Raw genomic sequence first — 25,367 nt, 5'->3', positions numbered from 1 at the left:
CACCGTACCAGTGCCATCGCCCCCACGCCCTCCCCCACGCCCCTCACTCCCCATCAGCAACAACTACAACTGCAAACCCCTAACAACCGAGTCAAGATAGGGCTGTAAAGCTTGTAGATCAACCAACTGCCCAAAACCTGGGGGTGAGTCGTAGGGAGCCGTCGTCGTGATGACATAGAGCGTTTGACCGTCAAAGGCGATATAGCCAATGGTTTGCTCTTGTACAGTGCCCGCCGGGTCAGTTTGCTGGAAGCCGTAACGCAACCCTGGCAGTGAGCCAACTGCAACCTCTACTGGAGATTCAGCCGTAAAGGCGATCGCCTCAGCCGCCCGGTCTTGCTCAAGGGTTTGATAAAAGTCTGCTACCTGAGCTGTGAGCGCTACCCGCATTTGGCCTAGCTGAGTCAGATCCTCTAGATCGATCTGAGTCTGGTTTAGCCCTGCTGCTGCTAACGCCTGTTCAAACTCTGGCATTTGTTCCAACGTCCACTGCTGCAGTTCTAGGGTTCCGGCCAGTTGGCCTTGCTGGTAAAAACATAAAAATGGCGCTGTGCCCTCACAAGGCGCAATCGTCCAGCCGGGGGGTGAAGTAGCCAAAACAAAACGAGATGCCCAAACATTGTCACGGGTCTGAGCAGTTGCTGAGGTGTTGATCAGCTCAGACCGGGTATCGGCGGCGGGTAGCGTCATGGGGCTACAAGCGACCAAAGCGATCGCCCCGGTGCCCAACAGCGAGACTAGAATTTGCGGTTGCATAATTTTTAGGCTCAATGTTCTAAGGTTGCCAAATACGAAGCGTTTGGCCATAGGTGACTAAAAACTGATTGTTGGGGCTAAAGTCAAAGTTAGACACGTCCGGAATTGTGGCTAAGACCTCACCGCTATCAAGCTGCCAAAGCTTGAGTCCTAAAACAGGGGTTTCTTGTTCACTCGCAGGGGGTAGAAGGGCGCTAGTCGCTAGCGATCGCCCATCAGGACTCACGGCTAAGCGGCCTGCCCTCAAAGCCAGGTGCGGCAGCTGCCCCGCAAAATTAACATCACTAAAAACGCGGGTAAGCTGAGGCGCTGGCAGGTTCCACAGCCGCACAGTGTTGTCTTCGCTCTGGCTGGCTAGCATTTGGCCATCGGGTAAAAAGGCCAGCGATCGCACCGCAGCTTGATGTCCGCGTAGGGTAAGCATTCTGGCTCCGGTGAGGGCATTCCAGAGTTTGACGCTGTGGTCTACATCGCTGGTTGCCAGAATCAGGCTGTTGGGGCTAAAGGCAACAGGAATCGGATGATCCGTAGGTGTGCCTGCGTCGATAAAGGTACGAACGAGTTGACCGCTGCCAGTCTGCCAAAGCTGCACTTTGTTGGCTCCGGTTACACTCACCAAACGGCGGCTATCAGGACTAAAGCTAAGGGTTTGGACAACGGCAGTCGAAGGTTCTAAACTCAACGTTTGCGCTAGCTGCCCGGTTGGCAGGTTCCACAACCGAATCGTTTGATCAGCGCTAGCACTGGCGAGTTGGCGACCATCCGGGCTAATGGCGATCGCATGTACCGCGTACCTGTGCCCTGTCAGCGTCAGCACGGCTGTCCCCGTTTGAGCATCCCAGAGTTTGACGCTGCCATCAGACAGTCCGGCAGCGACAAGGCGGCCATCGGGCGTAAAAGCAACGGCGTTAACCCCATCGCCGATCAGAGTCGTCTGTTCAGTGGATGGCGCTTGAGGCGTACCCGAATCAGCAAAAGCTACCGTTGCTTGGCCTCGAACGAGCTGCGCTGTCATTTCACCAGTAGCCAAATTCCAGAGGGTCAGCGTACGGTTGTCAGACTCGCTGCAAGCTTGCCCATCGCGATAGCTGCTGATCGCCAAGCGTCTGCTATCTGGGCTAATGGCTGCCGCTGGGATATAAATTGGGCAGGTCGTTTCCGGATAAAGGGCTTTAAGGTCAATTTCCTGGCGGAGTTGTGGGGTTTGCCAATTGCTGCTGGCAATCGGCTCGATGACGGTAAGTGCAAGCTTAACGCGATCGTACAGACTGGGCAGATAGCGGTTAAAGCGATCGCCTTGCAAATACATGGCATCAATCGTGCAGCTACCACAGCCTGAAGCAGAGCCACTAGCGATATCAGAAACAATCTGCCAATCTAAACCCGTCCAGGGCAAATGACCCACCGGGGCTTGGCGGCTATAGTTAAGTTCTGGCTCCGTCAGCCATGCGGGTGAAATAAACTGGTAGTCGCTCGATACGTTGCGAGTCCAGCCCACGCGATCGCCAAAGGCTTGCACCGCTGCCTCAGGATTGCCAATATGCTGCGCAGCAATGTCTTGCCAGAGACGCTGCTGCACGCTAAAGCCAAAGCGCCCATTGCTAGCTGTCGTCCAAAGCTGATCGAGGGTGCGAATCACATCAGCCGGAATTGCGCTAGATTGGGGCATTCCGTACCAGTCACCATCGGCATGCACCCACTGCTGCAAAAGGCGGCGGGTTTCTTGATCGGCTCTTTGCCAATCGCCAATGGTCAAGTAGCTTTGCAACTGATCATAAGCCCCGCCAAATTCGCCAATGGGTGCAATCGTAGGGGATGCATTTTGACTTGTGTTGTCAGTGGGCGGAGGGGTTTGAGCGGGTGCCGCCTGGGTGGACAGTGAAGCGGTGAGTAAGCCAATTCCCAAAAAGCTAACTAGAGAAGCCAGATAGGTCTGCATAGTGATGACTCCAGAGGCAAAGCCTCTCAAAAAAGATTCCAATGCAAATGCATTGGAATGGAAAGACAAGGAGATTAGAAACGAACGCTTTAATTCTGCAATTAATCTGATGGCGGCAAAGTTGGGTTACAGAAATCGATACGTTGAGGGAGTGGGAGAAGGGGGGAGGGGGGGATGGGAGGATGGGGGAGTTTTCTGTTGGTGGCTTGTGGACATTGAAGGGTTGCAAGGCTGGGGGCGACAGTTCTCTTTCGATGATCTAGGCTGCTAACGTTTGGCTAGAAAGCGGTCGAGCTGGTTGGCAAAGGCTTCGCGATCGCGCTGACTAAAGGCAGGTGGCCCACCTGTATCGACGCCACCGCTGCGCAGTTCATCCATAAAGTTTCGTAGCGACAAGCGTTCACGGATGTTCCCTTGGTCAAAGAACACACCGCGAGGACTCAGGGCATAGGCTCCTTTGGCGATCGCTGCCGCCGCCAGCGGAATATCAGCTGTAATGACTAAATCACCCGCCTGAAGTTGCTCTACGATATAGCCATCGGCTCGGTTAAAGCCTGAACGAACTAACACAGTGTCAATATAGGGCGAGGCGGGTACCTGCAAAGGCTGGTTAGCGACCAAAATTGTTTTGATTGCTACCCGCTTAGCCGCCCGAAACAGAATTTCTTTAATCACGTTGGGGCAGGCATCGGCATCGACCCAAATTTGCATCGCTTGTGATTCTCCTGGCTTGCAACTAAGACAAAACCTGCTGGAGCGATCGCAGATCAAGCTTGTCGCAGGTTTGAAAGAAAGCCAATAACCGATTGGCAATTTGCGTTACGCCGCCTGCCACATTGGATTCGACGTTTAAGGGCAAAACCGGGTCATGGAGTGAAAGGCGCAGCAGAAACCAACCCGCTTCCGTCGGTGACTGGCAAGAAATGCGAATGCCTTCGTAATTGTGGGGCACAACCTGCCAGTCGGCTTGTTTGGCGGCGAAGGCTTGGAGTTGCTCAATTACCTGCTGCCCGTAAGCTCTAAAGTCTTCAGCAGCAATCTTAAAGCGAAATTCTTCGCTCTCAACGGGTTCCTGCAAATTGGCGATCAGATCGCTCAAAGACCTACCTGCCAGCCGCGCTTTGGCTAACTCCGCTAGTAGCTGGCTAACCAGATAAGCACCATCATCAAGAAAATAGTTTTCTTTCATCGCGCCGTGACCTGAAGTTTCGATCGCTAACCAAGACGCTTGACCCGTCTGGTTTAGCCGTATGGCCTCGTTGATCACGTTTTTATAGCCGCGCTTAAAGCGATGGTGGATGCCCTTAAGATCGGTTTCGATAAACTGGGTCAAGCCTTCAGAGGTAATTGAATCCGTCACAATTGTCGAACCGGGATGGGCTTGTAAAACCACGGCTGCAATTAACGCGATCAGGCGATTGCGGTTGAGTTCTTTGCCAGAGGCGTCTACAGCAGCACCGCGATCGACATCGGTATCGAAGATAATGCCGAAGTCAGCCTGATTTGCCACCACCGCCTGACAAATGGACGCCATCGCGGCTTTGTCTTCGGGGTTGGGAATATGGTTAGGAAAGGTACCGTCAGGGTCGAGAAACTGGCTGCCCGTGGTGTTGGCTCCCAGGGGTTCTAAAACCTGGCTGGCATAGAAACCACCCGCACCGTTACCCGCATCTAATATAATTTTGAGTCCCTTGAGCGGCTGCTCAAAATGCTTGGGATGGTTCACCGTCTGGCGAATGTTGGTAACTAGCTGTGCGGCGTAAACCGAAATAAAATCGTGCGGCTCCACGCTGCCTTGAGCGATCGCAGCCGTAAATTCATTTTTCGCTGCCAGCGTCAAAATGTCGCTAATATCTTGCTTTTCTAAGCCACCTTGCGCCGTAAAAAACTTAAGACCATTGCGGTTAAACGGTAAGTGGCTAGCGGTGAGCATGATGGCACCGTCGCAGTCAAAGCCAGGAGTGACGGTACTCATAAACATAGCTGGCGTTGAGGCCATGCCAAAGTCGTAGACATGGCTACCAGCGATCGCCATCCCCCTCATTACTGCCTGCATCAACACTGGCCCCGATAGGCGGCTATCTCGCCCTACCGAAACGGTTAGATCGGCAGTAGGCTTGTTCAATTTAGCGGCTAGCCAGTGGACAAAAGCTTGGCCTAACTGCTGCGTTATTTCAGGCGTCAGGTTCACCGCTTCATCAGCGATGCCTGCTAGAGCCACACCGCGAATATCTGAGCCATTTTGCAGCTTTTTCCAGTCAAAGCCTTGCATATTGCGTTTGCCTCTTGCTCAATCCCGTCTTTCATCCTGCGATTTATCATAAGCCCCCCTTGCCGTCATCCGGCAGTGATGAAGACTACGAATGAGCGATTGGAGGTTGATTGTGCCAGGTGGGAGCAACCGTCCTATAGCTGAGGGGTTTCTACACTCGTAGCCTAAAGAAATCACTGGCATGATCGAAAGTGAAACAAAAATGAAATGGCAGGTGCCCTCATGCAAAACCTGGTTGAAGCTTTTTATAAGTGGTATCGCAATACGCTGCGTAATACGCGCTATCGCTGGCTTATTGTCTTCGGCACGTTACTCTATTTGCTCAGCCCGTTGGATATTTCTCCAGACTTCATCCCGGTGATTGGCTGGATTGATGATGGCATTCTCGTTACCCTTTTGGTTTCGGAAGTGTCTCAGCTTGCGGCTGAGTATCTCAACAAGCGCCGTCAGCAGGTACCCGACCAGGCTGCTAGCACCTTCAGCGAACCTGCCATTGACGTTCAGGTGGACTAGTCTGCTCGTTTTCTGACTTTTCGATTAGGTAGTGAGGCGATCGCTCTTTAAGGGCGATCGCTTTTTTTATGAGTTGAACCCCTTTGGCCGAAACTTCAGCAAATGTCGTGTAGTCAATTTATGTGCATAAGCCTGTGGTGCTTAGCAGTATAGATCAGCAGAGATGACTGCCACCCGCGTTTTCAACGGTGTAATGATGACAATTGCCCGCACTCCCATTCGCTTAAATCGGCTGTTTCTAGCTATCTTGATCACGTTTTTGGTCGCTGACACCTATCCCCATCCGCATCTTTCGAGTGGCGTGATTGCCTCGACCTGGCATTATCTGCAATCGGCGCTGCATCAAGACTCTGCTTCTTGAGGAGTCTCTGGCGAGGCGGGGCGAGATTCGGTAGGTGCTGGCTCGGCAGTTTCGGCTGCGTCTGCGCGTCGCCAGCGAGCAATGTCCCAAGTGCTGGTGTCCCACGGTGTCGGATTGAGTCCGACGAGGGTTTGGCTAACGCCATTGGCGATCGCCCGTCGCACCACCGGAATGACCGCTACATCCTGCGCTAACAATTCATCCATCTGCTGAAACAGTTCAGCCCGCCTTTGCGGATCAAGTTCTTGGCTAGCTGCTTGCCAAAGAGCATCATATTCGGGGTTGCAGTAGCGGGCATTGTTAGGCTCCTGCCAGTTATTGGCTTGGCTGGCAATTTCGTCACAAACCCACCAGCTCATATAAACTTCCGGATCGGGGCTGTCGTTGCCGATGTTGTAAGCCTGTAAATCAGCATAAAAGTGATTGATACTATCCGTCTGAGCCGGATCCGCTGAAAAGAAATCGTCTACCCGTACCCGCTTAATCTCCACGCCAATCCCAATTGCTTCCAGGTTTGCTTTGATGATGGCCTGCGTTTTCTGGCGCACCGGGTTGACCGAAGTTTGAAAAACCACGTTCATTTCAACCCCATCTTTATCGCGGGTGCCGTTGTCGTTTGTATCGCTCCATCCCGCCTCCTCTAGCAAAGCGGCAGCGCGATTGAGGTCATACTCAGCGCTGATGCGCTCAGAAACATAAGGGCTAGGAGCCACTAAAAGCTGCGCGGTCGGCTGTCCGGTTTTGCCGTAGAGTTCTTCAGCAATCATCTGCCGATCGATTGCGTAGTTGATCGCTTGTCTAACCTGGCGATCGCTCAAAAACGGGTGAGGATTGTCAACACTCGATCGCTCTCCGGTTTCTGTTTCCTGGTTAGGGTCAGTCGGATTGAGCATAATCCGCTCTACAGAGGAACCAAAGGTTGTAACCACTTTTCCGGCTCCTTCTGCTTCAAGTTCGGCCAAGGTTTCCGCTTCTACCTGGAGGTTATGGGCAAAATCGGCCTCGCCTGTTTTCAGTACGGCTCGCGCCGCTGCATAGGGGGCAATGCCGCCAAAAATTTCTACCTGTTCAAAGTAGGGCTGTTCGCCCCAGTAATTGGGATTGCGCTGAAAAATCAGGTGCCCCGATTCAAAAGACTCAACTTGATAAGGCCCAGTCCCAATCGGGTCAAAGTTGGCAGGGGCTTCTCTGGCTTTGAGGCCGTTGTAGTCTGCAAAAACGTGCTGGGGTAAAATAACGCCGTTTTGCCCAGTAAACGGAATAGACCAAGCTGGGTTAGGTCGTTCAAAGCTGATTTTGACGGTGTAGTCGTCGATCGCTTCAACAGACTTGATTCCCTGGTAAAACTGGGCGGTGGCAGCGGCAACTTCAGGATTTTGGACAAACTCGTACGTAAAAACAATATCAGCCGCTGTCAGGGGTTCGCCGTCTGACCAAGCCACATTTTGCCGCAGTTTCCAGGTGACAGAAAGCCCGTCAGCCGCTACGCCGCCGTTATCAAGACTGGGAATTTCAGCCGCTAGCAGCGGCACCAAGTCTCCGGCTGCATTGTAACTAGCCAGGGGTTCATAAACAATTCGAGCCACCTCAAAATCTTGAAACCCCGTTGCCAGATGGGGATTGAGCGAAGCGGGAATGCGAGTATACAGCAGCCTCAAAGTCTTGGCGTCTAGGGCGGGAGCTGACTCAGTCACCGTTGGGGTTGAAGCCGCTGGGGTTGAGTCAACGGCTTGAGGAGTGCTGCAGCTTGCCAGTAGCCAACAGCCTGCGATCGCCCCTAAAAGGCCGCTAACTGTTGGCCCCCTGAAGGATTGAAAATGTCTACGTTTCGCCCAAGAATCCATTGCCTACATCCCTTTCGTAGCGCAGTTACTACGTTAGCCTGTTTAGCAGTCGAGTGTGTTCCCTAGCAAGTTCCGCCGAAAATTTAGAAATTATCCGGATACGGTCGCCCTGCAACGCAATAAAGGAGTGGTAGATGCACCCTGAGATGAATCCCTGGCAATTCAATTTGCCGGGGATTTTTTTTAGGTAGCAGGGTCGATATAGCGGTAGCCCTTGGAGTCGAGACATCTATAGCCGTAGCCACCAGCGTTGAATGACTCCAATAGCTGCAAGCCCCTAACAGAAACGCTTTTCATCTGCCCTCAGCCCTGAGGCTTCTGCCTTTCACGCTCCTTTTCATCAGCCTTGAATTCGATCGCTCCTCAGTGGCTAGCCTGGAAAAATCCTACGCTAAAACCGTTCCAGCGCGGCATCAGTTTTGCTGGCTCAACTACTACTCGCCCGCCGGAATCGAAGGCACTGAATCTGCCTCAGGGCTAGGCGCTGACTCGGCTGCAGAGGGCGTAATTGGGGTTATGCCCTCTGTGGCTGGCGCTTCGCCTAACTCTCGCAAGATGGGGGGAGCGGTGGGTTGGCCTGCATTTGCACCAAACACAGTTCCGAGAGACTCTTCTAAGGTTTGCGCCATCGCAATCCGGTTTTGATAAACCACAATCACTCGCGCCAGGGTGGGGAGCCGATTTTGCTCAGCTTCGAGATAAAGTGGCTCGACGTACAACAGCGATTGCTCAATGGGAATGACGAGCAAATTGCCTTGGTTGGCGCGTGAGCCTTGGGTATTCCACAGCGAGATCCGCTGAGAAATTTCAGGATCTTGGTTGATTCGCGCTTCGATTTGCTCTGGGCCAAAAACCAGCTCTTGTTTGGGAAAGCGGTAGAGCAGCATGCGGCCATAGCGATCGCCATCTGAGCTAGCTGCCAACCAAGCCACCAGATTATTGCGCTGAGCAGGTGTAAACGGGCGCAGCAAAATAAACTCAGCCGACTCTTGAGCGGGCAGCCGCATAATCAGGTAATAAGGCTCGACGGTTTGAGGTTCATTGGCATAAATTTCGTTGGGTGCCCGCCACTGATCTTCACGGTTGTAGAAAACCTGTGGGTCGGTCATGTGGTAGGTCATCAGTTGGTCAGACTGCACCTGATAAAAATCTTGTGGGTAGCGAATGTGTTCTCTCAAGGCTGGCGGCATATCGTCCAGCGATTGAAACATACTGGGGAAAATTTTGCTCCAGGTTTGAATAATGGGATCGCTAGCATCGGCCACGTAAAAATTGACTGATCCGTGATAAGCATCAATGACCACTTTGACGGAGTTGCGAATGTAGTTAAAGTCGTAGTCGCCCGGATCTGAATATGGATAGCGATCGCTGGTGGTATAAGCATCAATAATCCAGTAAAGATAGTTAGGCTCATCGGTTGCCGCTGCGGTTGGGGGGGTGTCTAACCCCGCTGGTTCCACATCAGCCACCACCAAATAAGGATCAGCGTCGTAGCGCAAAAAAGGAGCGATCGTTCTCACCCGTTCGTTGATATTGCGGCGAAAGAGCAGACGGGTATCGGGGGTAAAGTTGGCCGTAAAGATCATCTGCCAATCGCTCAAATGTTTGGCAAAGAGCAAGCGCCGCAGTCGGCTGCCAATCTGGATGCCCGCCCGCCCATCATAGATGTTGTAAACGTTATCGCTGCCGCTGGGGTAGTCTAACTCTTCGACCCGGGTGCGGGTCATGACGTAGGTGTCGGTGAGTTCACCAAAATAAAGACGAGGTTCTCCTACGGGGATGCTCCGCCGAATTACCTCACTGCTGGGCACATGAGCAATATCTTGAATAAAGTAGTCAGGCAGGCCGCTGGCTGCTGCCGTGTTAACCGGACTCATGGTAAAGCCATAGCCGTGGGTATAAATTAAATGCTGATTGACCCAGGTTTTAGCTTCTGCGGGTACCTGATCGTAGTTCAGTTCTCGCGCCGAAATGAGTACCTGACGGCGATCGGTAGTGCCATCGTCTTGAATTAGCGAATAGCGATCGACATCGGCATCTAAAAATTCGTAATACAGACGAATTTGCTGAAGCTGGCGATTGGATTCTAATAGCGGGCGCGTATCCCAAACCCGAATGTTGTTAATCGTGCGGCTATTTTGCTGCAGATCTTGCAGCGTCAGCGAGTCATCAGGGTTAAACGGCTCAACTTGAATATTGTCTAAATCAAAAGCAGACCGGGTAAGCGCGATCGATCGCTCAATATAAGGCCGTTCTCGCACTAGCTCGTTGGGTTGTACCACCAAGCGCTGCACCACCATAGGCGCTAAGATGCCCCCCAGTAAAACCAAGAGGCTGTACAGACCTAAACCCCAATATAAAAGCTTGAGTGTGGGGGGATGTTTTGAAATTGGTGGCAAATACGCATACTGGTGATGCCCTAGCTCGGTGAACCACTCTAACAAACTGCCCACACTCACCGACCAAAAAAGGGTACGCCAGAGCATAACCAAAGCCAGCGCTAAGGCAATCAAACTCAGTCCAGTATTGACAGGCAGGTTGACATGGACGCTCGTATAGCTAGCGCCATAGGTAACCCCCTGGGTTGAATACAGCAACTGATAACGGGTTAGCCAGTGACCAAAGCTGGTTGCTAGCAAAAGGCTGCCCGCCAATCCATAAATGTGGCGCTGCTGCGAAGGCGAAAATCGGTAAAAACGTCCCTGGCTGAGGCTTTCTCCGGAAAGCAGATAAATGAGCGTAACCGCAATTAGGGCAAAAAATAAGAGTCCGGTTAACCAAAACTCTAGCAGTTCGGCCACAGGCAACCGAAAAATGTAGAAGCTAATGTCGCGCTGAAACAGCGGATCGCGCTGTGCAAATAAAGTTGGTCGAAAGGCGGATAGCACTTTAAGCCATTGCCCAGACAACACTAAGCTAAAGCCTAAGCTCATTAAGACGGCGGCGATCGCGCTTAAAATTTGCGGAAAGACGACAAAGCCAATGGCAATGACCACTAGCAAAGCCACTTGCCAAGGCAGTGCTGTCAGTTGATTGAATAAAGCTTGTACGGCACCTGGCTTGATCCAGAGCGGAATTGGCAAGCTGCGATTGTAAACGGTATTGCTAGGTTGCCAGTAGCTAGCAACAATTTGAGCCTGATAAAGTAGCTGAATCGCAATTAAAAGACCCAAGACAAACGAAATAAGTAGCAGCCAGCGCAGGCCAATCCCTCGCCGAGAACGGCGATCGCCTTCAACCTTTAAATAGGCCCATCGCTGAGTCAGCCACAGGTTGCCGCCGAGTACGGCCAGACTAGTCAAAAAGAAAAATAGCCCCAAGCTAATTTGGGTTCTCAACCGTAGCCAAAAAACTGAGAGATAGTTAACATCCTGAAACCAAAGCCCTTCAGCCCCAAAAAACGTAGCAATATCAAAAATCAAAAGCACAGCCAAAATCAGGGCAGCCCATTTAAAGTAAGACACCTGACGCTTGGACTTTGGGCGATCGCGTACCATACAAACCCACGCCGAGTAACGATAGCTTTCTCTCTGCCTGTATTCTATCGGCCTGCTTCCCTCTCAAAGGCGATCGCGCCTTTGAGCGTCTGCTGGGCGAGGCAAGTCGTCGGTCAATTTTTTAGCTAATGGCTACAGCTATATTGCTGGTGTTGTCTCGAAGCGTTAGGTATCAGCCCGTTGTGAGTTCACAACGCTGAGCGATCGTCTGAGGCTATGGGTAGAGATGCGCCCAGTCAGGCAGAATGCCCGCTCAGCCCAGCAAAGACTGCATCGAAATTAGATTATAGCTATAGCCACAAGCGTTGAAACCTTTCAACGGCTGCAAGTCACTGACAGAAAAGCTTGTTTCTGCCTTCCGTCCTCAGTTGCATTTTGCTATAACCGTAAGGCTGACTTGATCAAATCTAAGCCCATGATGAGAGTTGAACTCATGACCTCACCCTTACCAAGGGTGTGCTCTACCACTGAGCTACATGGGCACGCCGTGGTGGGCCGGGCTGGATTCGAACCAGCGTAGGCGTAGCCAGCGGATTTACAGTCCGCCCCCATTAACCACTCGGGCACCGACCCGCCCATCCACGGATATTGATAGTAGCATAAAGCGTGGCGCAGATGTAAATAGCCTAAACAATTTTGTGCACCCCTTTGGACGCCAAATCTCGCCTCAAGCCTCGTATTTTTCATAGGCAGCTACAATCCGCTGCACCAGGGGATGACGTACTACGTCTGCCTTTGTCAACTGGCAAAAGGCAATGCCTTCAACCCCGGCCAAAATTTTTTGCGCGATCGCCAAGCCCGACTGCTGATTTTGCCCCAGGTCAGTTTGGGTGACGTCTCCGGTGACGGCCATGCGCGAACCAAAGCCCAAGCGAGTCAGCACCATCTTCATCTGGGCTGGCGTAGTATTTTGGGCTTCATCTAAAATGACAAAGGCATTGTTTAGGGTGCGTCCCCGCATGTAGGCCAGCGGCGCTACCTCAATAATGCCACGCTCCATCAGAGAGGGAATTTTTTCAGGATCTAGCAATTCGTGCAGCGCGTCGTAGAGCGGACGCAGATATGGGTTAACCTTTTGCTGTAAGTCACCGGGTAAAAAGCCTAGACGCTCCCCGGCTTCAACGGCAGGCCGAGTCAAAATCAAGCGCTCATATTCGTTGTTCATCAGCGCTTGTACGGCAACCATAGCTGCTAAAAACGTCTTTCCGGTGCCTGCCGGCCCTACACAAAAAATTAAGTCGCGCGATCGCAGCGCTTCAATATACTGTCGCTGACGAAAAGTTTTAGCCCGAATCACTTCACCCCGCCGAGTACGGGCGATCGCATCTCGATACAGCGTCGTTAATTCTTCAGTGCGCTGCGTACTTAAGGCTTGTTTGGCGGTCAAAATATCGGTTGAAGTTACCCCCTGGGGCGTACTCCATAACGGCTCTAACGCACTCACCAGTTGGCGGCAAAGATCAACTGCTTTTTCCGTTCCCGAAATGAGTAAATCTTGCCCCCTCAGCACTAGCGTTGCCCCCGTTTGGCGGGCTAAAAGTTTCAAATTTTCTTCGTGTGGCCCTGCTAAGGCGATCGCACTTTCTGCAGTTGGTAGCGTGAGTGTAGCTGTATTTGCCATAGGCAAGCGCTGGCTAGTTTTCCAATGAACGGCAACAGCCCCGACAAAATCGAGGCTGTATCAGGGCTGGCAGACCTATAAATAGCAGCAAGCGCCCAAAAGCGGCTGCTAATGTTTACTTTTTGGGTCGAGAAGGCCGCGATCGCGTAGGCGGGGCAGAAGAGCGCGGTGGCCCATTTCCCTCTCGCTCCGATCGAGAATTGCCCTCTCCGTAAATTTCTAAATGAGCCTGAAGACCCGAAAGCTGAGCCATTGCCTTAATTACTGTGCGAATCGCCTGAATATTGCGTCCACCTCGGCCAAAGACTCGCCCACGATCTTCGCCGTCGAAAGCCACCCGAATCCACACGCGCGATCGATTGGCACGGTACTCACAGTCAACGCTCAAATCGCTGGAGGCTTCCAAAAAGGGAGAAACCAAGAAACGAACTACCTCGGCAAAATCTGGTTCTCCCTTGGCAGTAGCGGCTGAATTCAAATTAGGCGCGGACTTGCTCGAAGACATTGGCTTTTTCTAAGAGATGCTTCACTGTCTTAGTGGGTTGAGCACCTTGCTGCAGGTACTTAACGATAGCAGGCACATCGAGCCGCGTTTCGTCAGTGCGAGGATTGTAAAAGCCGATCTCTGCTAGCGGACGTCCATCCCGACGATCCGTATTTTTCATCGCTACAATCCGGTAGCTAACTTCTCTTTTCTTGCCAAAACGCTTTAGTCGCAGCTTAATCATGGGTTCTTAGTCTCTGCGGTGTACGGCTCCAAATCCTGAAGCCAAGAAATGACACACTGAAAGTAGCCCTAGCTATTTAACAATACGATGTTCAGCCAAGCGCTACTGACAGAGTTTCTAATTGTATCATTCTAGCGCCAGTTTGAGCACCCATCAGCGCTAGATTCGTTCGCTCAAGCGCCGTAGCTGAGAGGCGAAGCGGTTAATCTTCGTGATCTTCAAAGGGATCACTCAATTGCTTGGCGGGTGGCCCAAAAGAGGTATAAATCGCAAATCCTGTGATGCCGATTAAAATCGCACCCACTGAAATGATAAGAACTGTTGCAGGCTGCATAGGTTTTTTCTAATGAAGGATTCCCTAAACCCTATAATATTACAGATTATTAAAGTGGATTTATTGAAGGTTACTCATGGCACAAAGGACTTGGTTGGGAAATCTTTTGCGGCCCCTTAACTCTGAATACGGTAAGGTTTCTCCCGGCTGGGGTACGACGCCGCTCATGGCTGTTTTTATGCTGCTGTTTTTTGTCTTCCTGCTCATTATTCTGCAGCTCTACAACTCTAGCTTGCTGCTAGAGAGCGTAGATGTAGATTGGAGAAGCTTGGGTAGCTAGTTTTGCTTTCCTAGCAAAATTTTCTCAGAAAAATTTAGCTGCTTTGGGGCGTGAAGGCCGTAGAGACTCTCTGCGTAAACTCCATGCCCTTTTTGTTTGGGTAACGACGCAGCATGAATGGCCATTTTCAGGCGCTTGCGGATCGCGCTATAGTGTTGGCGTACCTGATCGGCTACTGGCTCGTCAACTCAGGTGACTCACGAATGAACACTGGGAGGAATAGGACGCCATGAATATCTTTGGCATTGGGCTGCCGGAGATGGCGCTGATCTTTATTGTGGCGCTGTTGGTCTTTGGCCCTAAAAAGCTTCCTGAGATTGGGCGGAGTTTAGGTAAGGCCATTCGTGGCTTTCAAGATGCCTCACGCGAATTTGAGACAGAATTTAAGCGCGAAGCTGAGCGGATTGAAAAGACAGTAACAGAGCCAATGAAGGCTACGTTAGAAACTCCGCCAAAGAAAGCACTTTCGCCGCAAGCCAAGGCCGAGGCGGATGAAGCGGCGATCGCTGAAACGTCTGAACCTGTTAAAGATGAGCAGACCGTATAGAGGCGCTGCCAAATTTGAGTTATGACGGAAGCTGATACCCCCCAGCTCGTTGTGGGTTTGGGAAATCCGGGAGATAAGTACCATCGGACTCGCCACAACGTCGGTTTTGATATTGTGGAGGCGCTGGCTCACCTCTGGCAGGTTTCTTTAGTTGAGAACCGCAAGTTCCAAGGCGCTTGCGGTGAGATGCGTCTATTGGGTGGCCGCAGAGTGATTTTGCTCAAGCCTTCAACGTATATGAATCGCTCTGGGCAATCGGTGCGAGCCGTAATCGATTGGTTTAAATTGCCCCCTGCCAGTGTCTTGGTGATTTATGACGATATGGACTTGCCTGTGGGCAAACTGCGTTTGCGCCCTTCTGGCTCGGCTGGCGGCCACAACGGGATGAAATCTATCATTGCGCATTTGGGGACACAGGATTTTCCCCGGCTGCGTATTGGCATTGGCGCAACCGAAAAAGCGGGCGATCGCGATGGCGCTGTGATCTCCCATGTGTTGGGCAAATTTTCGCCCGCTGAGCAACAGCAAATGAGCGGCGTCTTTGATCTGGCTATCAACGCGGTTGAAATCAGCCTAAAGCGAGGGGTCGAGTCAGCTATGAATCTTTACAATGGCCGCTCTGTGCCAGCGGTGACAGAGTCGGTTTAAGGTTGCGCCTTTTATCCTAGCCCTTCATTAATCGGGAAGCGATCCAGCAGCGCGATCGCTCTACGGGCGCTTCCTGTGAGTTCTTCGCTTAAATGAGGGACATGGGGAATTTGAGATAGCACATCAACAGTGCGCCGCAACACCCGGACGATGTCGCCCTCGTCAAGGCTGGTGTGATCACACAACTCATTCCAGTCAGTTTGGTTGGCCCACTGTTCAACCAAGGCTGTGAGTTCATACTCCAGCCAGACGGGCAAGGCCACTTGATGCCGTCGCTGCTGCTTAAAAATATCCCGGCGCAGCGTCCGCAAAGCGCCCAAAGCGTCTTCCACCTCTGTAGACAACTGATACCGTGTCCAGCTATCCGGGCGGCTATTTTCTGTGACTAAAGCCGCACAGGCCGCCGCTAGTTGAGGGGCTTCTAGATGATCGAATTCTCCTGAAGCCAGAGCCAGCCCCAGCCAGAGTTCGTTGTCACCGCGCATGGCGGCGGCAATTTCCCCCAGGGGTGTGGGCTTTACTCCTTCTAAGCAGTCAAAATAGTGCAAAATTTCCATTAGATTGAGAAATTCTTGCCAGTAGCGATGTGACAGGGTTGAGAGCGTTGCTTGGCGATCGCTGAGTTCGCTTTCTAGTCGCCGCAACTGCTTTTGCCGCTTGAGCAAGGCAGTCGGATTTTGCCAACGCTGAGCCGGGTGCTGCTGTAGCAGTGCTTCAACAGCTTCAACCTGCGATCGCTGAGTCTGAACTTCGGGTGCTAAGGCTTCTAAGTCAGGCAGTTGAGGAATTTTTTCAACCAGTCTGGCTGTGGTTTCATCACCGCTACGGGTTTGCCCCGGCTTTAGCGGCAGATCAGGCGGCGGGTTGAGGGTTTCTGCTTCGCGGAGGCGTTCAAGCTGCTCGTGTAGGTCTATAACATCGGCGACCGTTACGACATACCAGCGGTTATCTTGCCCCAAGCACACCAGGTAGGGAAACTGTCCTGGCCCCGGCAGCTTGCTCACTAAGACAGCCGCTAAGGGTTGGGCAACTTTGACATGTTTGCCCTTGAGGCTGAGGAGGGTGCCTGTTAGAGCAAAGGGCAGCGCCATGACAGCGCCTCCAGACAGCGCTTCTTCGGCTTGCTGCTGCAAAATTTTCAGCAGACGGCGTTCTTCTTTCAAGCGGCCGCGCAGCTTTTCATAGTCTTCCAAAACGGCTGGGTCGAAAGCGGCTAGCTGAGCTTGGTGGTGTTCAATGTGGGCTTCTAAATCAGCGATCGCCTGCTGCTGCGGAATCAGATGTAGCGTTGCTAAATATTGCCCAAAGCTGCGCTCAATCAGCTTTCTAGCCTCTTCTAGCGTGTGGGTTTGGAGCAAATTCAGCACCATACCATAGCTTGGCGTAAACTGGCTAACCAAAGGATCGGAGCCAACCGTAGCTAAATAGGCGGCTTCTTGAGCCCCTTCAAAAGGCGTTTCTACCGTAACTACGTACCCCTTGATATCCATGCCTCGCCGTCCGGCTCGGCCTGCCATTTGCAAAAATTCAGACGCGGTGAGCAAGCGATGCCCGCTATCCGTCCGTTTAGAGAGGCTAGAAATCACCGTTGTCCGCGCTGGCATATTGATCCCTGCTGCCAGAGTTTCGGTGGCAAACACCACCTTAATCAATCCCGCTTGAAAGAGTTCTTCAACAAAACTTTTCCAGGTGGGCAAAATGCCTGCATGATGAGCGGCAATGCCCCGGTAGAGTGGCTCTACTTGGCCGGAGCGAGCGGCTTCTGGGTTCCAAGCTAAGAACTCGTCTATTTTTTGCTTCAGTAGAGCTGCTTCTGCTGCTTGAACCAAAGACAATTGCCCCATGTCGGCAACGGCTTTGTCACAGCCTCGACGGCTAAAAATAAAGTAAATTGCAGGCAGCAGCTCTTTTTGCGCAAGCTGACCCACAATAAAAGCTGGGCTGATGTGATAGCGGCTTTTGCGGTTTTTTTGACCTTTTTGGGCACGGGGTTGGCGACGCTGACGCAGGCGAGGATTGAGTTTGGTTTGAGCCTCGTTGAGCAGCGGAAAAATGCCTTTGGGATGACAGTATTGAAACTCCAAAGGGACGGGGCGGAAATTTGAATAAATTAGTTCTGTAGGGCCGTGGACATCATTAATCCAGTCGGTGAGCTGATCGCTGTTGGCAATGGTGGCCGAGAGAGCCACTAATTGCACATCGGGAGGGCAGTAAATAATCGACTCTTCCCAAACGGTACCCCGCTGCCGATCGTTCATATAGTGGCACTCATCTAGCACCACAGTTTCTACGCCCTGCAAAGAAATGCCGACTTCCCCAATGGGGGTACCGTAGAGCATATTGCGAAAAATCTCGGTGGTCATGACCAAGACAGGAGCCTCGCGATTGATGGAAAGGTCACCTGTCAGCAAGCCGACCCGCTCGTTACCAAACTGCTGGCGAAAATCTCTTAGTTTTTGGTTAGAAAGCGCTTTGAGGGGAGTGGTATAGAAAACTCGCTTACCCTGGGCTAAAGCTCGGTAAATAGCGTATTCTCCAATAAGCGTTTTACCCGACCCGGTAGGGGCACAGACAACCACAGATTTGTTAGCATTCAAAGCGGCGATCGCTTGTTGCTGAAAATCGTCTAACTGAAACGGAAACAGTTGTTCTGTAGCCAGCACCAACTCAATTACCTCAGGCGTTCTTTTTCATTGTGCCGGAAGATAGCGATTCTGCGGTGATTTCACCGTAGCCCGCAACAAAAAAGCCAACCAACAGGCTGGCTTTGTTTAGATGGAGCTAGTGTAAACAGTCGAAAGGATGCAGCGGTGGCAACGCTATCTGCCATGAGAACTTAGGCAAAGCGATCGAAGAGAACAGCGAGTCCTGCCGCAAATAAAGTGATGGCAACGGCAACGAAGAAATTTTGTCCCTGACTAACAGCAAAAGTTGTGACAACCCCTGCGCCTAATCCGGCGATCGCTGCTGAAGTTAACCAGTCTTTTCTAGACTCGTACATGCGCTTTACCGAGAACGTAAATTGACAGACAAATACTGAAGATCAGGCTATCACCCTAGCTTCGGTATGTAGCGCAGACGACGTCTATACTGTAATCAAGGTTTATTTTGAGTTAGCTTTCTTTACAACTCTAGCCCATCCAGCAACGGTAAATGTTGTTCTTTAGATGGCTGGATGAACGCTTAGTTGAGGGCATTTTCGGCTTCTGAGTCCGTTTCAATTTGCCGGGTGTTGCCTGCTTTTACCCAGCCTTCTTGGCCATTGCGGGGAAGCCGCACTTGCAGCCATTGCTGATCGTCACTGGTGCTCAATACAATCACTTCTTCGTTATTTTCTACACCACCAAGTTGGGTGTAGTTTAGACCGGGGCCTTCGCGCAGTACCAGGCCAATGGGTTGAACAACCAACGCCTTATAGCTGTTAGGGGGCAACTCCTCAGCCGGGGGATCTGCCTCAGGTGCTGCAGTTGAGGTAATTGTAGCGGTCGAAGCGGTCGAAGCCGATTCAGCGGTGGCCTCTGGTGAGGTGAGGCCCGCATCATTTTCGTAGAGGGGCTTTTCTGGCAGGTCAGCGAGTCGGCTCATAAAATACCGAGCAGTCGCTACGCCAGCTAGAGACAGTAAAACCAGCGCTAAGGCAATACCGATAATTAGCTTGGTTAGACTGAGTAAAAAGCTCCTCATGGCAGCGTCTCCCCGTATTGGCACGTTTAAGCGATGGGCTGTTGAGACTCAGATTTTTCAACAGGTTTGCAGCCCAGTTATAGCACTTTTCTCGCATCTAGATAGGCAAGAATAGTCCAGTTGCTTACTCTGAGCCACGTAACTGCTGTCTCAGTTGACTATTCATACTGGCTTCGCTGGCGCGTGAGGCCAGTCGTGCCTTGCCTGACTTCGCCCAGGCTAATAGGGCTTCAACCTGCTCTTGGGCAGATCTCGCCAGGGGGACAATCTCGCTGGCTGCTTCTAAAATGTCGTCTGTGGTAAAGTCGCGGTTTTGGCTAAAGCCAATGTGCATGGCTTCGACGATAGCCTGTTCGATTTCAGCGCCTGAAAAGTCTGGGGTTTCGTAGGCGAGACGTTCGAGATCATAGCGATCGCGGCTTTGAGGGCGTAGCCGCGATAAATGGACAGCAAAAATAGCCTGTCGTTCAGCTTGGCTGGGCAGCCCTACAAAGAAGATTTCATCAAAGCGCCCTCGCCTCAAAACTTCAGGGGGCAGAGATTGAATGTTGTTAGCAGTAGCGACTACGAACACTGGCGACGTTTTTTCGGCTAACCAGGTAATGAAGGTACCAAATACGCGACTGGTGGTGCCTGCATCCCCACGGCCATCGACGCCAGCAAAGGCTTTGTCAATTTCATCAATCCACAAAACGCAAGGGGCTAGGGCTTCTGCTAGCTGAATCATCTGTCGTGTGCGCGACTCAGACTCTCCCACTAGCCCAGCAAACAATCGCCCCACATCTAAACGCAGTAGCGGTAAATGCCAGTGATGGGCGATCGCTTTTGCCGTTAGTGATTTACCCGTTCCTTGAATACCCGCTAGTAGCAAACCTCTGGGGTGGGGAAGGCCATACTGACGAGCTTTTTCGGAAAAAGCATGGCCGCGCTTGAGCAGCCAATCTTTGAGGTTATCTAAGCCACCAATGTCAGAAATATCTTCGCGGGCTGGATAAAAATCTAAAATTTGGGTTTGACGAATGGTTTGCTGCTTTTCTTCCAAAATCAGGTCAATGTCGCTTGGCTGAAACTCGCCGTGGGCAGCAATACCGCGTGCCAGTACCCGGCGAATTCGTTCAATCGAAAGCCCCTGGCAAGAACGAACCAGTTCGTCTAAAACTCGATCGGGTAAGGCAGTGCCCATGGCCGCCAGCAGTCGCTCTACCTCACCTCGAATTTCATCGACAGTCGGTAAAGGAAATTCTTGAACCGTGATGACGTCTCCTAAATCTTCAGGAATGGCCAGTTGTGGCGACAAAATAATGACGTTTTTGGGCTGCGACTTGAGCAATCGAGCCAAATTCCGCAGCTTACGGGAGATAGCGACATCGTCTAGAAAGCGATGATAGTCTCGCAGTACACAAATTGCTGCCGCACTAGGCGGCAGTTTTTCTAAAAACTCAAGGGCTTGCAAGGGGTTACGGCGACCAAACCCAGCATCATTGAGATTACCCTGATAGCCCTCGACAAAGTCCCAGGTGTAGACACTGCGGCCTTCTTGTTGGGCACAGCCTGCGATCGCCGCCTCAGCCCTTTCCTCTTCTTTGGTTGGTACGTAGATCAGGGCATAACGGGCCCGCAACAGCAGTCCCAGTTCCTCACGAAAGCTCATAATATTTAGTCGGCTTCACGTTGGAAAGATAAAGTTATTCGGCTCGGAAGTTGGGCAACTGCTGCTTAAGCGCCGCCAGGGCAGACCATCGCTCATCTGCCACAATCACCTCAGCCGCCTCAGTTGTAAGGGGGATGCCTTCACAATCGCGATCGCAAAGTTGCCGCTGAGGCATGGCCAAACAAAGTTGTTGATACAACCACTCGCTGGGATAAAAATAGCCTTGAGGCGAAAGCGTTTCTACTAAATCGTCTAGGGTTACTTCACGCTCTAGCGGAAACGCTTCGTCGTGAATATCTTCTAGCCAGACTAGCTCAGAAGCCTCGACCACAATTCGATGATTGTAATTTTGCAAACAGCGATAGCAGGTCAACGTTTTAATTGCCTCTGCTTGAGCCTGTACCTCTAGAAAGTTGCCATGATGGGTAATCTGTAACTCACCTTTAACAGGCGTTAAAGTTTCTAAATCGTCAAAATGTTCCCGAAACTCAAACGTTAGCGTTTTGTCGGGAGCTTTGGTTAACTGTGGAATATAAATGGCTTCCATCGGTAAATACCTTTGCGGACTACCAGGCCATTTGCTCAGAAGCTCAAGCCTCTTCTGAACCAAGCAGACGCACTACCAAACGGCGATCGGGTTCTTTCCCTCGACTAAAGGTTTCTAATCCTTCATATACTTTGAGAAAGTTATGCATTTGCCGTCGCTCGGCTGAAGAGAGCGACGCAATTTCATACTCTTTGTGGGTTGCCTGTACCGCTTCAACCGCCTTGGCGGCCATCGCTTTTAGCTCATCCTGACGACGGGCACGATAGCCTGCTAGCTCAACCGTGTAGGCCTGCTGCTCAGATTGAGGCACGCCCAAGTTGAGCGTCGTGTTGACCAGATATTGAATCGAATCGAGAACCGTTCCCTGTGAACCAATTAGCTGCTCAATCTGTTCTGCTGACAAAGCAGCTTCGTCCATAATGAGCCAATAGCTAACGCCAGCTTCATCGGTGACTGTTTCAGCTTTAACTGCTATTTCCTGGCCTGAAAGTCTAAGAAGAGTTTGCAGCCATTCAATACCTGCTTTGTTTTTTGACTCAGTCATAGGATCTAACCGTTATGCTTTCTTCTTAGAGCGTTTCGGCTCAAAAGGCAGCGATTGCCGCTCATCACCCACAGTAGCCTTAGCAGATTCGGCGTCTACAATCTTTTGTAAATTTTCGGGTAAGGGTTCTCGCGACAAAATGAAGGTCTGTAGGGTTTGAAACAGGTTAGCAATCACCATATACATCAAGACCCCTGCAGGCAAGGGAAAAAACAAGAACATACCGGAAAAAATCAACGGCGTGAACTTGTTTACTGCATTTTGTTGAGGATTGGCAGCGTCAGACCCCTGACCGGATAGCACCTGGTTCAAGTAAAGGCTGATGCCAAAGAAGAGAACCATACCTAGAATATCCCAGTGGATTTCGCCGTTGTCGCCTGTTACGCCGACTCTACCTAGGGCTTCGATAAACAAGAAGCCTCGGCCTGCAGCTAGACCAGGTACATTTACCTGAACGGTGACATCTCCAGGGCTGAGGGCTTTGATGTTGCCATCTTGGTCAATATCGACTAGCTCTGAGCCTTTGGTGATCTGCCATTTAGGACTGACATCTTGGCTATCGCCATACTCGCCAACTAGAGATTGCAGCGGTTTGCCGTCCGGTGTTTGCAGCCTAATAGCAGTTTTTTCCCCTTCAACTAGCTTGTTGCCCCCTGGGACAACAGCGGCCACCTGAAAGTGGGTGCCGTCGGCGACATAGATATTTTTAGGCGGCGTTGCAAATGCTTGGGGCTGAATTTGCTCGATCTTCTCTTGCGGAAAGATCTGAAAATTGACGTTGTAGCTGATGTCTGCAAACGGCGACCCCCGCAAAGTCGCAAACAGAGCAAACAGAATGGGCATTTGCAAGAGAACTGGAAAACATCCCGCCAGAGGATTGCCAAACTCTTTGTAGACTTGGCTCATTTCCTCCTGCATCTTAGTGGGGTTGTCTTTGTAGCGCTCTTGAATTTCTTTGACCCGCTTTTGCATCAAAGGCTGAGCTACTTTCATCCGCCGCATGTTGCGAATAGAGCCTGCGTTCAGAGGGTAGAGCGCAAAGCGAATAACTAAGGTCAGCGCTACAATTGCTAAACCATAGCTCGGCACAATCCCGTAAAAGAAATCCAGGATTGGCAACATGATGTTGTTAGAGAGAAAGCCAATGCCAAAATCCATGCGCTCTGTGCCTTAAGTGTCTGGGCTGTACGAAAACGATCCTTTCAGATTACCTATGTTAAACCATCCACTCCCCGGCTTTGGGTTGCCAGCAGAACAAGGCTAGCAGACTCCCAAAGATGGCTAACTTAGGGCTTTTCCATCTTATCAGTTCAGCTTGCTTTCCAACGGAGGCCACTCTTTACTCTCAAGATTATTTGGCTTAAGTGGCCTGCTTAGCGTTACGTTAGCCGCCAATGCCGCCGCTAACGGCACGCGCTTTCGGCGAAATTTTATCGCTGATGTAATCGTACAGTTCGCGAAACTTGGGTACGGCTCGCAGCTCTAGCCGACTACCATCTTTGAGTGTGACGACCATATCGCCCCAAGCGCCAAAACCCCGGGGAACAGTCACAACTTTAGCCACCTCGGCGTAAATGATATCGGAGCGCTCCCGTCCCATCCAGCCGCCTGTGACTGAAATGCGGCGATCGGTGATGCGATAGCGTAACCACAAAGCGCGAACTACCGCTCCAACTGTGAGGGGAATACAAATGACTGTGAAGCCCAACAGAATGTTGATGATTAAATCACCGACATGAGGGCCGCCTTCGTAGTAGACCTCTTCTTTGATGCCCATTAACGAATTACCTCAAGCTTTTCTAACATATCTTCCAATTCTCGCAAAAATTGCCCATATTCGCATTCGACGGCATTAGCGCGAACGCTAATCACCAGCCACCACCCTTGCGATAGCCGTGGCAGAAGTTGATAGAGCGCAGCACTGATTTGACGCTTGAGCCGATTGCGGACAACGGCACGCTTGCTGACTTTTTGGCTGATGGAGATACCCAGGCGAGTGGGGCTATTGACTGAGGCATTGATGAAACCTGGCTTCAGCCCGCGCATAGAAAGATGGGTTGAAGCACAGCGATCGCCATAGCGATAAACCGCTGCAAATTCTTTATGGTGCCTCAGTCGATGCTGCTTTGGCAGAGCCACAGGAATAGAAAAGGCAAAAGGTAAACAACGGTAACCTGACAGACGCGAGGCTGCTGGTTTGGGGGAGGCGATCGCTAAAATCGCTCACGCAAAATGGGGTTAGGCAGCCGCCAAACCCCATCGGAAAATTTTGCAGATCGTTTTCCAACCTGAACAACTCGAACAAACTGATTAAATGACGTGGCTGTCAAAATGCAGATATGCGACTACACAGCCAGCTTAGCCCGCCCCCGACGGCGACGAGCCTTAATAACCTGTTGTCCAGTTTTTGTCCGCATTCTAGCGCGAAACCCGGAGGTGCGCTTGCGCTTGCGATTGGTACCACCAAGGGTGCGCTTAGTCATGGCCTATGATCCTAATGAAAAAAATCAGCAGTTTTTTATCATATCATCTCTGCCAAGGACGATCAGCGGCAGACTCAACTTGCCAGGTACCGATATAGCGACGGGTGACGTCTCCTTGATACAGAACCCTGAGGTTGAATTGATGCATACCGTAGCGGCGAGGATTGCGAACATCAAGCAAAGCCACTACAAACTCGGTATCGGCTGGAATTAGCTCTTGAGGGTAGATTTCCAGACGATTGCTTTCTCGATCCCAGGTGACACTTTCTAGAGGAATCGACTCGCCTGCCCGCCCTCCTCGAGAGCTGTTAATGCGAATCTCAATGTTTTCAGGATCTAACGTAGCGCCATTGGGGCTGCGGGTAAACGCTTCTGGGTAGCTAATTTCAATTTCGCTAATACCCCGCTCTACCTTGTTGCTATCTACCTGCAAGTAATAGCGAGCGTCGCTATTACGAGGGGTATTGTTGTCAATGATGTAGCGTAGCCGAAAGTCAGGGTCAACGCCGCCAAAAATAGTAAAACCGGGTAGCGTACTGCTGCTTTGAGCTTGCCCCGCTGCTGAAAAAATTCCAGACCAAGCGCCCGCGATCGCTAGCCCAGAACAGATTAAACCGGCAAAGAGACGAGCCTTAGAACGGTTAAAAGCCATAATTTGCACTCCTCGCATGAGCGTGTCTGAAACTTAAAAGCGTTGATGTTATGCTGAGCGGTTACAAAACTTCAACATTATACATTGACTTTAGCAAGATTCCAGACAGTTTCTTGTAAACACCAACCTACGTGACGCAGCATTGCTGCTAAAAGTGCCAGACTGCTCCTTTCATCATACTCAGCTAAACGGGCTTTACCGCAAAGCTGAAGTTTTAGCAGGCAATAATTCTTAAAAATCACCTGAATTGGTCAAATAATTTTAAGCAAAATGGAGTTGAAAAGCGGGTTAATGCGCAAAGATTTTGCTTTTTATTGATTTTGTTTTCGAGAAGTTGCAACTTTCAAAAACAATCGGAAACGTCTTTGCTTTTCTTAAGACTTTCGACAAAATGCTTGAAATTTGTGACAAGCTTTTGCAAAACCCAGATTGGCTCTCTAGGCTATTTTTAGCCAGGTCGCGGCAA

The 25,367-nt window shown here is 51.2% G+C and carries 26 protein-coding genes and 2 tRNA genes; 5 read left to right on the top strand and 23 right to left on the bottom strand.

Annotation, left to right across the window (positions count from 1 at the left end; all coding sequences use genetic code 11):
• Positions 1 to 63 precede the first annotated feature (63 nt).
• From ACTS3T_RS17595 to ACTS3T_RS17580, 4 genes are all read right to left on the bottom strand, one after another.
• Positions 64 to 756 carry a hypothetical protein gene (locus ACTS3T_RS17595; RefSeq protein WP_462935286.1) on the bottom strand — a complete coding sequence of 231 codons (693 nt, stop codon included), beginning with the start codon at positions 754 to 756 and terminating at the stop codon, positions 64 to 66.
• A 19-nt stretch (positions 757 to 775) separates the two neighbouring features.
• A complete protein-coding gene (locus ACTS3T_RS17590; protein ID WP_377962080.1) occupies positions 776 to 2,695 on the bottom strand; it encodes a GUN4 domain-containing protein in 1,920 nt (639 codons plus the stop codon).
• A gap of 267 nt (positions 2,696 to 2,962) precedes the next feature.
• Entirely contained in the window at positions 2,963 to 3,406 is a 444-nt protein-coding gene (locus ACTS3T_RS17585) for a YaiI/YqxD family protein (protein WP_377962082.1), read from the bottom strand.
• A 25-nt stretch (positions 3,407 to 3,431) separates the two neighbouring features.
• Positions 3,432 to 4,967 (bottom strand): phosphomannomutase/phosphoglucomutase, encoded by a 1,536-nt coding sequence (locus ACTS3T_RS17580; RefSeq protein WP_377962085.1) that lies wholly within the window; start codon positions 4,965 to 4,967, stop codon positions 3,432 to 3,434.
• Between the two features lie 222 nt (positions 4,968 to 5,189).
• On the opposite strand from ACTS3T_RS17580, the gene ACTS3T_RS17575 reads away from it, so the two are divergent.
• The gene (locus tag ACTS3T_RS17575; RefSeq protein WP_377962225.1) at positions 5,190 to 5,480 is read left to right on the top strand and encodes a YkvA family protein; all 291 of its coding nucleotides are present in this window, start codon (positions 5,190 to 5,192) and stop codon (positions 5,478 to 5,480) included.
• Positions 5,481 to 5,643: 163 nt separating this feature from the next.
• Complete coding sequence (locus tag ACTS3T_RS17570; protein WP_377962088.1) at positions 5,644 to 5,841, top strand: hypothetical protein; 198 nt, start codon at positions 5,644 to 5,646, stop codon at positions 5,839 to 5,841.
• Here ACTS3T_RS17570 and ACTS3T_RS17565 read toward each other — a convergent pair.
• The 8 genes from ACTS3T_RS17565 to psbN form a co-directional block, all read right to left on the bottom strand.
• Positions 5,823 to 7,685, bottom strand: coding sequence for a peptide ABC transporter substrate-binding protein (locus tag ACTS3T_RS17565; protein WP_377962091.1), 1,863 nt, complete (start codon positions 7,683 to 7,685; stop codon positions 5,823 to 5,825). The genes ACTS3T_RS17570 and ACTS3T_RS17565 overlap by 19 nt on opposite strands.
• 434 nt (positions 7,686 to 8,119) lie before the next feature.
• Positions 8,120 to 11,182: a UPF0182 family protein gene (locus ACTS3T_RS17560; protein WP_377962094.1), complete on the bottom strand. Its 3,063-nt coding sequence runs from the start codon at positions 11,180 to 11,182 to the stop codon at positions 8,120 to 8,122.
• Between the two features lie 410 nt (positions 11,183 to 11,592).
• A tRNA-Thr gene (locus ACTS3T_RS17555) sits at positions 11,593 to 11,664 on the bottom strand.
• Between the two features lie 6 nt (positions 11,665 to 11,670).
• Positions 11,671 to 11,755: transfer RNA gene (locus tag ACTS3T_RS17550), tRNA-Tyr, on the bottom strand.
• A gap of 94 nt (positions 11,756 to 11,849) precedes the next feature.
• On the bottom strand, positions 11,850 to 12,803 hold the full coding sequence (locus tag ACTS3T_RS17545) for a PhoH family protein (RefSeq protein ID WP_377962097.1): 954 nt from the start codon (positions 12,801 to 12,803) through the stop codon (positions 11,850 to 11,852).
• 115 nt (positions 12,804 to 12,918) lie between these two features.
• Positions 12,919 to 13,308 carry a KH domain-containing protein gene (locus tag ACTS3T_RS17540; RefSeq protein WP_377962100.1) on the bottom strand — a complete coding sequence of 130 codons (390 nt, stop codon included), beginning with the start codon at positions 13,306 to 13,308 and terminating at the stop codon, positions 12,919 to 12,921.
• Positions 13,283 to 13,531: a 30S ribosomal protein S16 gene (rpsP, locus tag ACTS3T_RS17535; protein WP_377962103.1), complete on the bottom strand. Its 249-nt coding sequence runs from the start codon at positions 13,529 to 13,531 to the stop codon at positions 13,283 to 13,285. Before rpsP ends, ACTS3T_RS17540 begins: the two co-directional genes overlap by 26 nt.
• Before the next feature lie 202 nt (positions 13,532 to 13,733).
• Positions 13,734 to 13,865 (bottom strand): photosystem II reaction center protein PsbN, encoded by a 132-nt coding sequence (psbN, locus tag ACTS3T_RS17530; RefSeq protein WP_377962106.1) that lies wholly within the window; start codon positions 13,863 to 13,865, stop codon positions 13,734 to 13,736.
• A gap of 76 nt (positions 13,866 to 13,941) precedes the next feature.
• Between psbN and psbH the strand changes: the two genes are divergently transcribed.
• The 3 genes from psbH (at position 13,942) to pth (ending at position 15,340) form a co-directional block, all read left to right on the top strand.
• The gene (gene psbH, locus ACTS3T_RS17525; protein WP_377962108.1) at positions 13,942 to 14,145 is read left to right on the top strand and encodes a photosystem II reaction center phosphoprotein PsbH; all 204 of its coding nucleotides are present in this window, start codon (positions 13,942 to 13,944) and stop codon (positions 14,143 to 14,145) included.
• Positions 14,146 to 14,374: 229 nt separating this feature from the next.
• Positions 14,375 to 14,692 (top strand): TatA/E family twin arginine-targeting protein translocase, encoded by a 318-nt coding sequence (locus ACTS3T_RS17520; RefSeq protein ID WP_377962110.1) that lies wholly within the window; start codon positions 14,375 to 14,377, stop codon positions 14,690 to 14,692.
• Positions 14,693 to 14,713: 21 nt separating this feature from the next.
• Positions 14,714 to 15,340 carry an aminoacyl-tRNA hydrolase gene (gene pth, locus ACTS3T_RS17515; RefSeq protein ID WP_377962111.1) on the top strand — a complete coding sequence of 209 codons (627 nt, stop codon included), beginning with the start codon at positions 14,714 to 14,716 and terminating at the stop codon, positions 15,338 to 15,340.
• 11 nt (positions 15,341 to 15,351) lie between these two features.
• Here the strand turns inward: pth and ACTS3T_RS17510 are convergent, their stop codons facing one another.
• The 11 genes from ACTS3T_RS17510 to ACTS3T_RS17460 form a co-directional block, all read right to left on the bottom strand.
• Positions 15,352 to 18,003: a DEAD/DEAH box helicase gene (locus ACTS3T_RS17510; RefSeq protein WP_462935288.1), complete on the bottom strand. Its 2,652-nt coding sequence runs from the start codon at positions 18,001 to 18,003 to the stop codon at positions 15,352 to 15,354.
• 173 nt (positions 18,004 to 18,176) lie between these two features.
• Positions 18,177 to 18,341, bottom strand: coding sequence for a hypothetical protein (locus ACTS3T_RS17505; protein ID WP_377962114.1), 165 nt, complete (start codon positions 18,339 to 18,341; stop codon positions 18,177 to 18,179).
• Positions 18,342 to 18,523: 182 nt separating this feature from the next.
• Positions 18,524 to 19,024, bottom strand: a complete 501-nt coding sequence (locus ACTS3T_RS17500; protein ID WP_377962117.1) for an SH3 domain-containing protein — start codon at positions 19,022 to 19,024, stop codon at positions 18,524 to 18,526.
• A gap of 124 nt (positions 19,025 to 19,148) precedes the next feature.
• A complete protein-coding gene (locus ACTS3T_RS17495) occupies positions 19,149 to 20,675 on the bottom strand; it encodes an AAA family ATPase (protein ID WP_377962120.1) in 1,527 nt (508 codons plus the stop codon).
• Between the two features lie 34 nt (positions 20,676 to 20,709).
• A complete protein-coding gene (locus ACTS3T_RS17490; protein WP_377962122.1) occupies positions 20,710 to 21,222 on the bottom strand; it encodes a YceD family protein in 513 nt (170 codons plus the stop codon).
• A 43-nt stretch (positions 21,223 to 21,265) separates the two neighbouring features.
• The gene (locus ACTS3T_RS17485) at positions 21,266 to 21,766 is read right to left on the bottom strand and encodes a Jag family protein (protein WP_377962125.1); all 501 of its coding nucleotides are present in this window, start codon (positions 21,764 to 21,766) and stop codon (positions 21,266 to 21,268) included.
• Positions 21,767 to 21,778: 12 nt separating this feature from the next.
• On the bottom strand, positions 21,779 to 22,924 hold the full coding sequence (yidC, locus tag ACTS3T_RS17480; protein ID WP_377962128.1) for a membrane protein insertase YidC: 1,146 nt from the start codon (positions 22,922 to 22,924) through the stop codon (positions 21,779 to 21,781).
• Positions 22,925 to 23,150: 226 nt separating this feature from the next.
• Positions 23,151 to 23,543, bottom strand: coding sequence for a PH domain-containing protein (locus ACTS3T_RS17475; RefSeq protein ID WP_377962131.1), 393 nt, complete (start codon positions 23,541 to 23,543; stop codon positions 23,151 to 23,153).
• The gene (rnpA, locus tag ACTS3T_RS17470) at positions 23,543 to 23,905 is read right to left on the bottom strand and encodes a ribonuclease P protein component (protein ID WP_377962133.1); all 363 of its coding nucleotides are present in this window, start codon (positions 23,903 to 23,905) and stop codon (positions 23,543 to 23,545) included. Before rnpA ends, ACTS3T_RS17475 begins: the two co-directional genes overlap by 1 nt.
• A 206-nt stretch (positions 23,906 to 24,111) precedes the next feature.
• A complete protein-coding gene (gene rpmH / locus ACTS3T_RS17465; protein ID WP_377962136.1) occupies positions 24,112 to 24,249 on the bottom strand; it encodes a 50S ribosomal protein L34 in 138 nt (45 codons plus the stop codon).
• A 43-nt stretch (positions 24,250 to 24,292) separates the two neighbouring features.
• Entirely contained in the window at positions 24,293 to 24,901 is a 609-nt protein-coding gene (locus tag ACTS3T_RS17460) for a DUF2808 domain-containing protein (RefSeq protein WP_377962139.1), read from the bottom strand.
• Positions 24,902 to 25,367 lie beyond the last annotated feature (466 nt).

Origin of the sequence: Almyronema sp., assembly GCF_052168255.1 — a bacterium.
GTDB lineage: Bacteria > Cyanobacteriota > Cyanobacteriia > Phormidesmidales > Phormidesmidaceae > Sphaerothrix > Sphaerothrix epifaneia.
The sequence above is the reverse complement of the archived record's forward strand: the minus strand, read 5'-3'. Positions and strand labels throughout refer to the sequence as shown.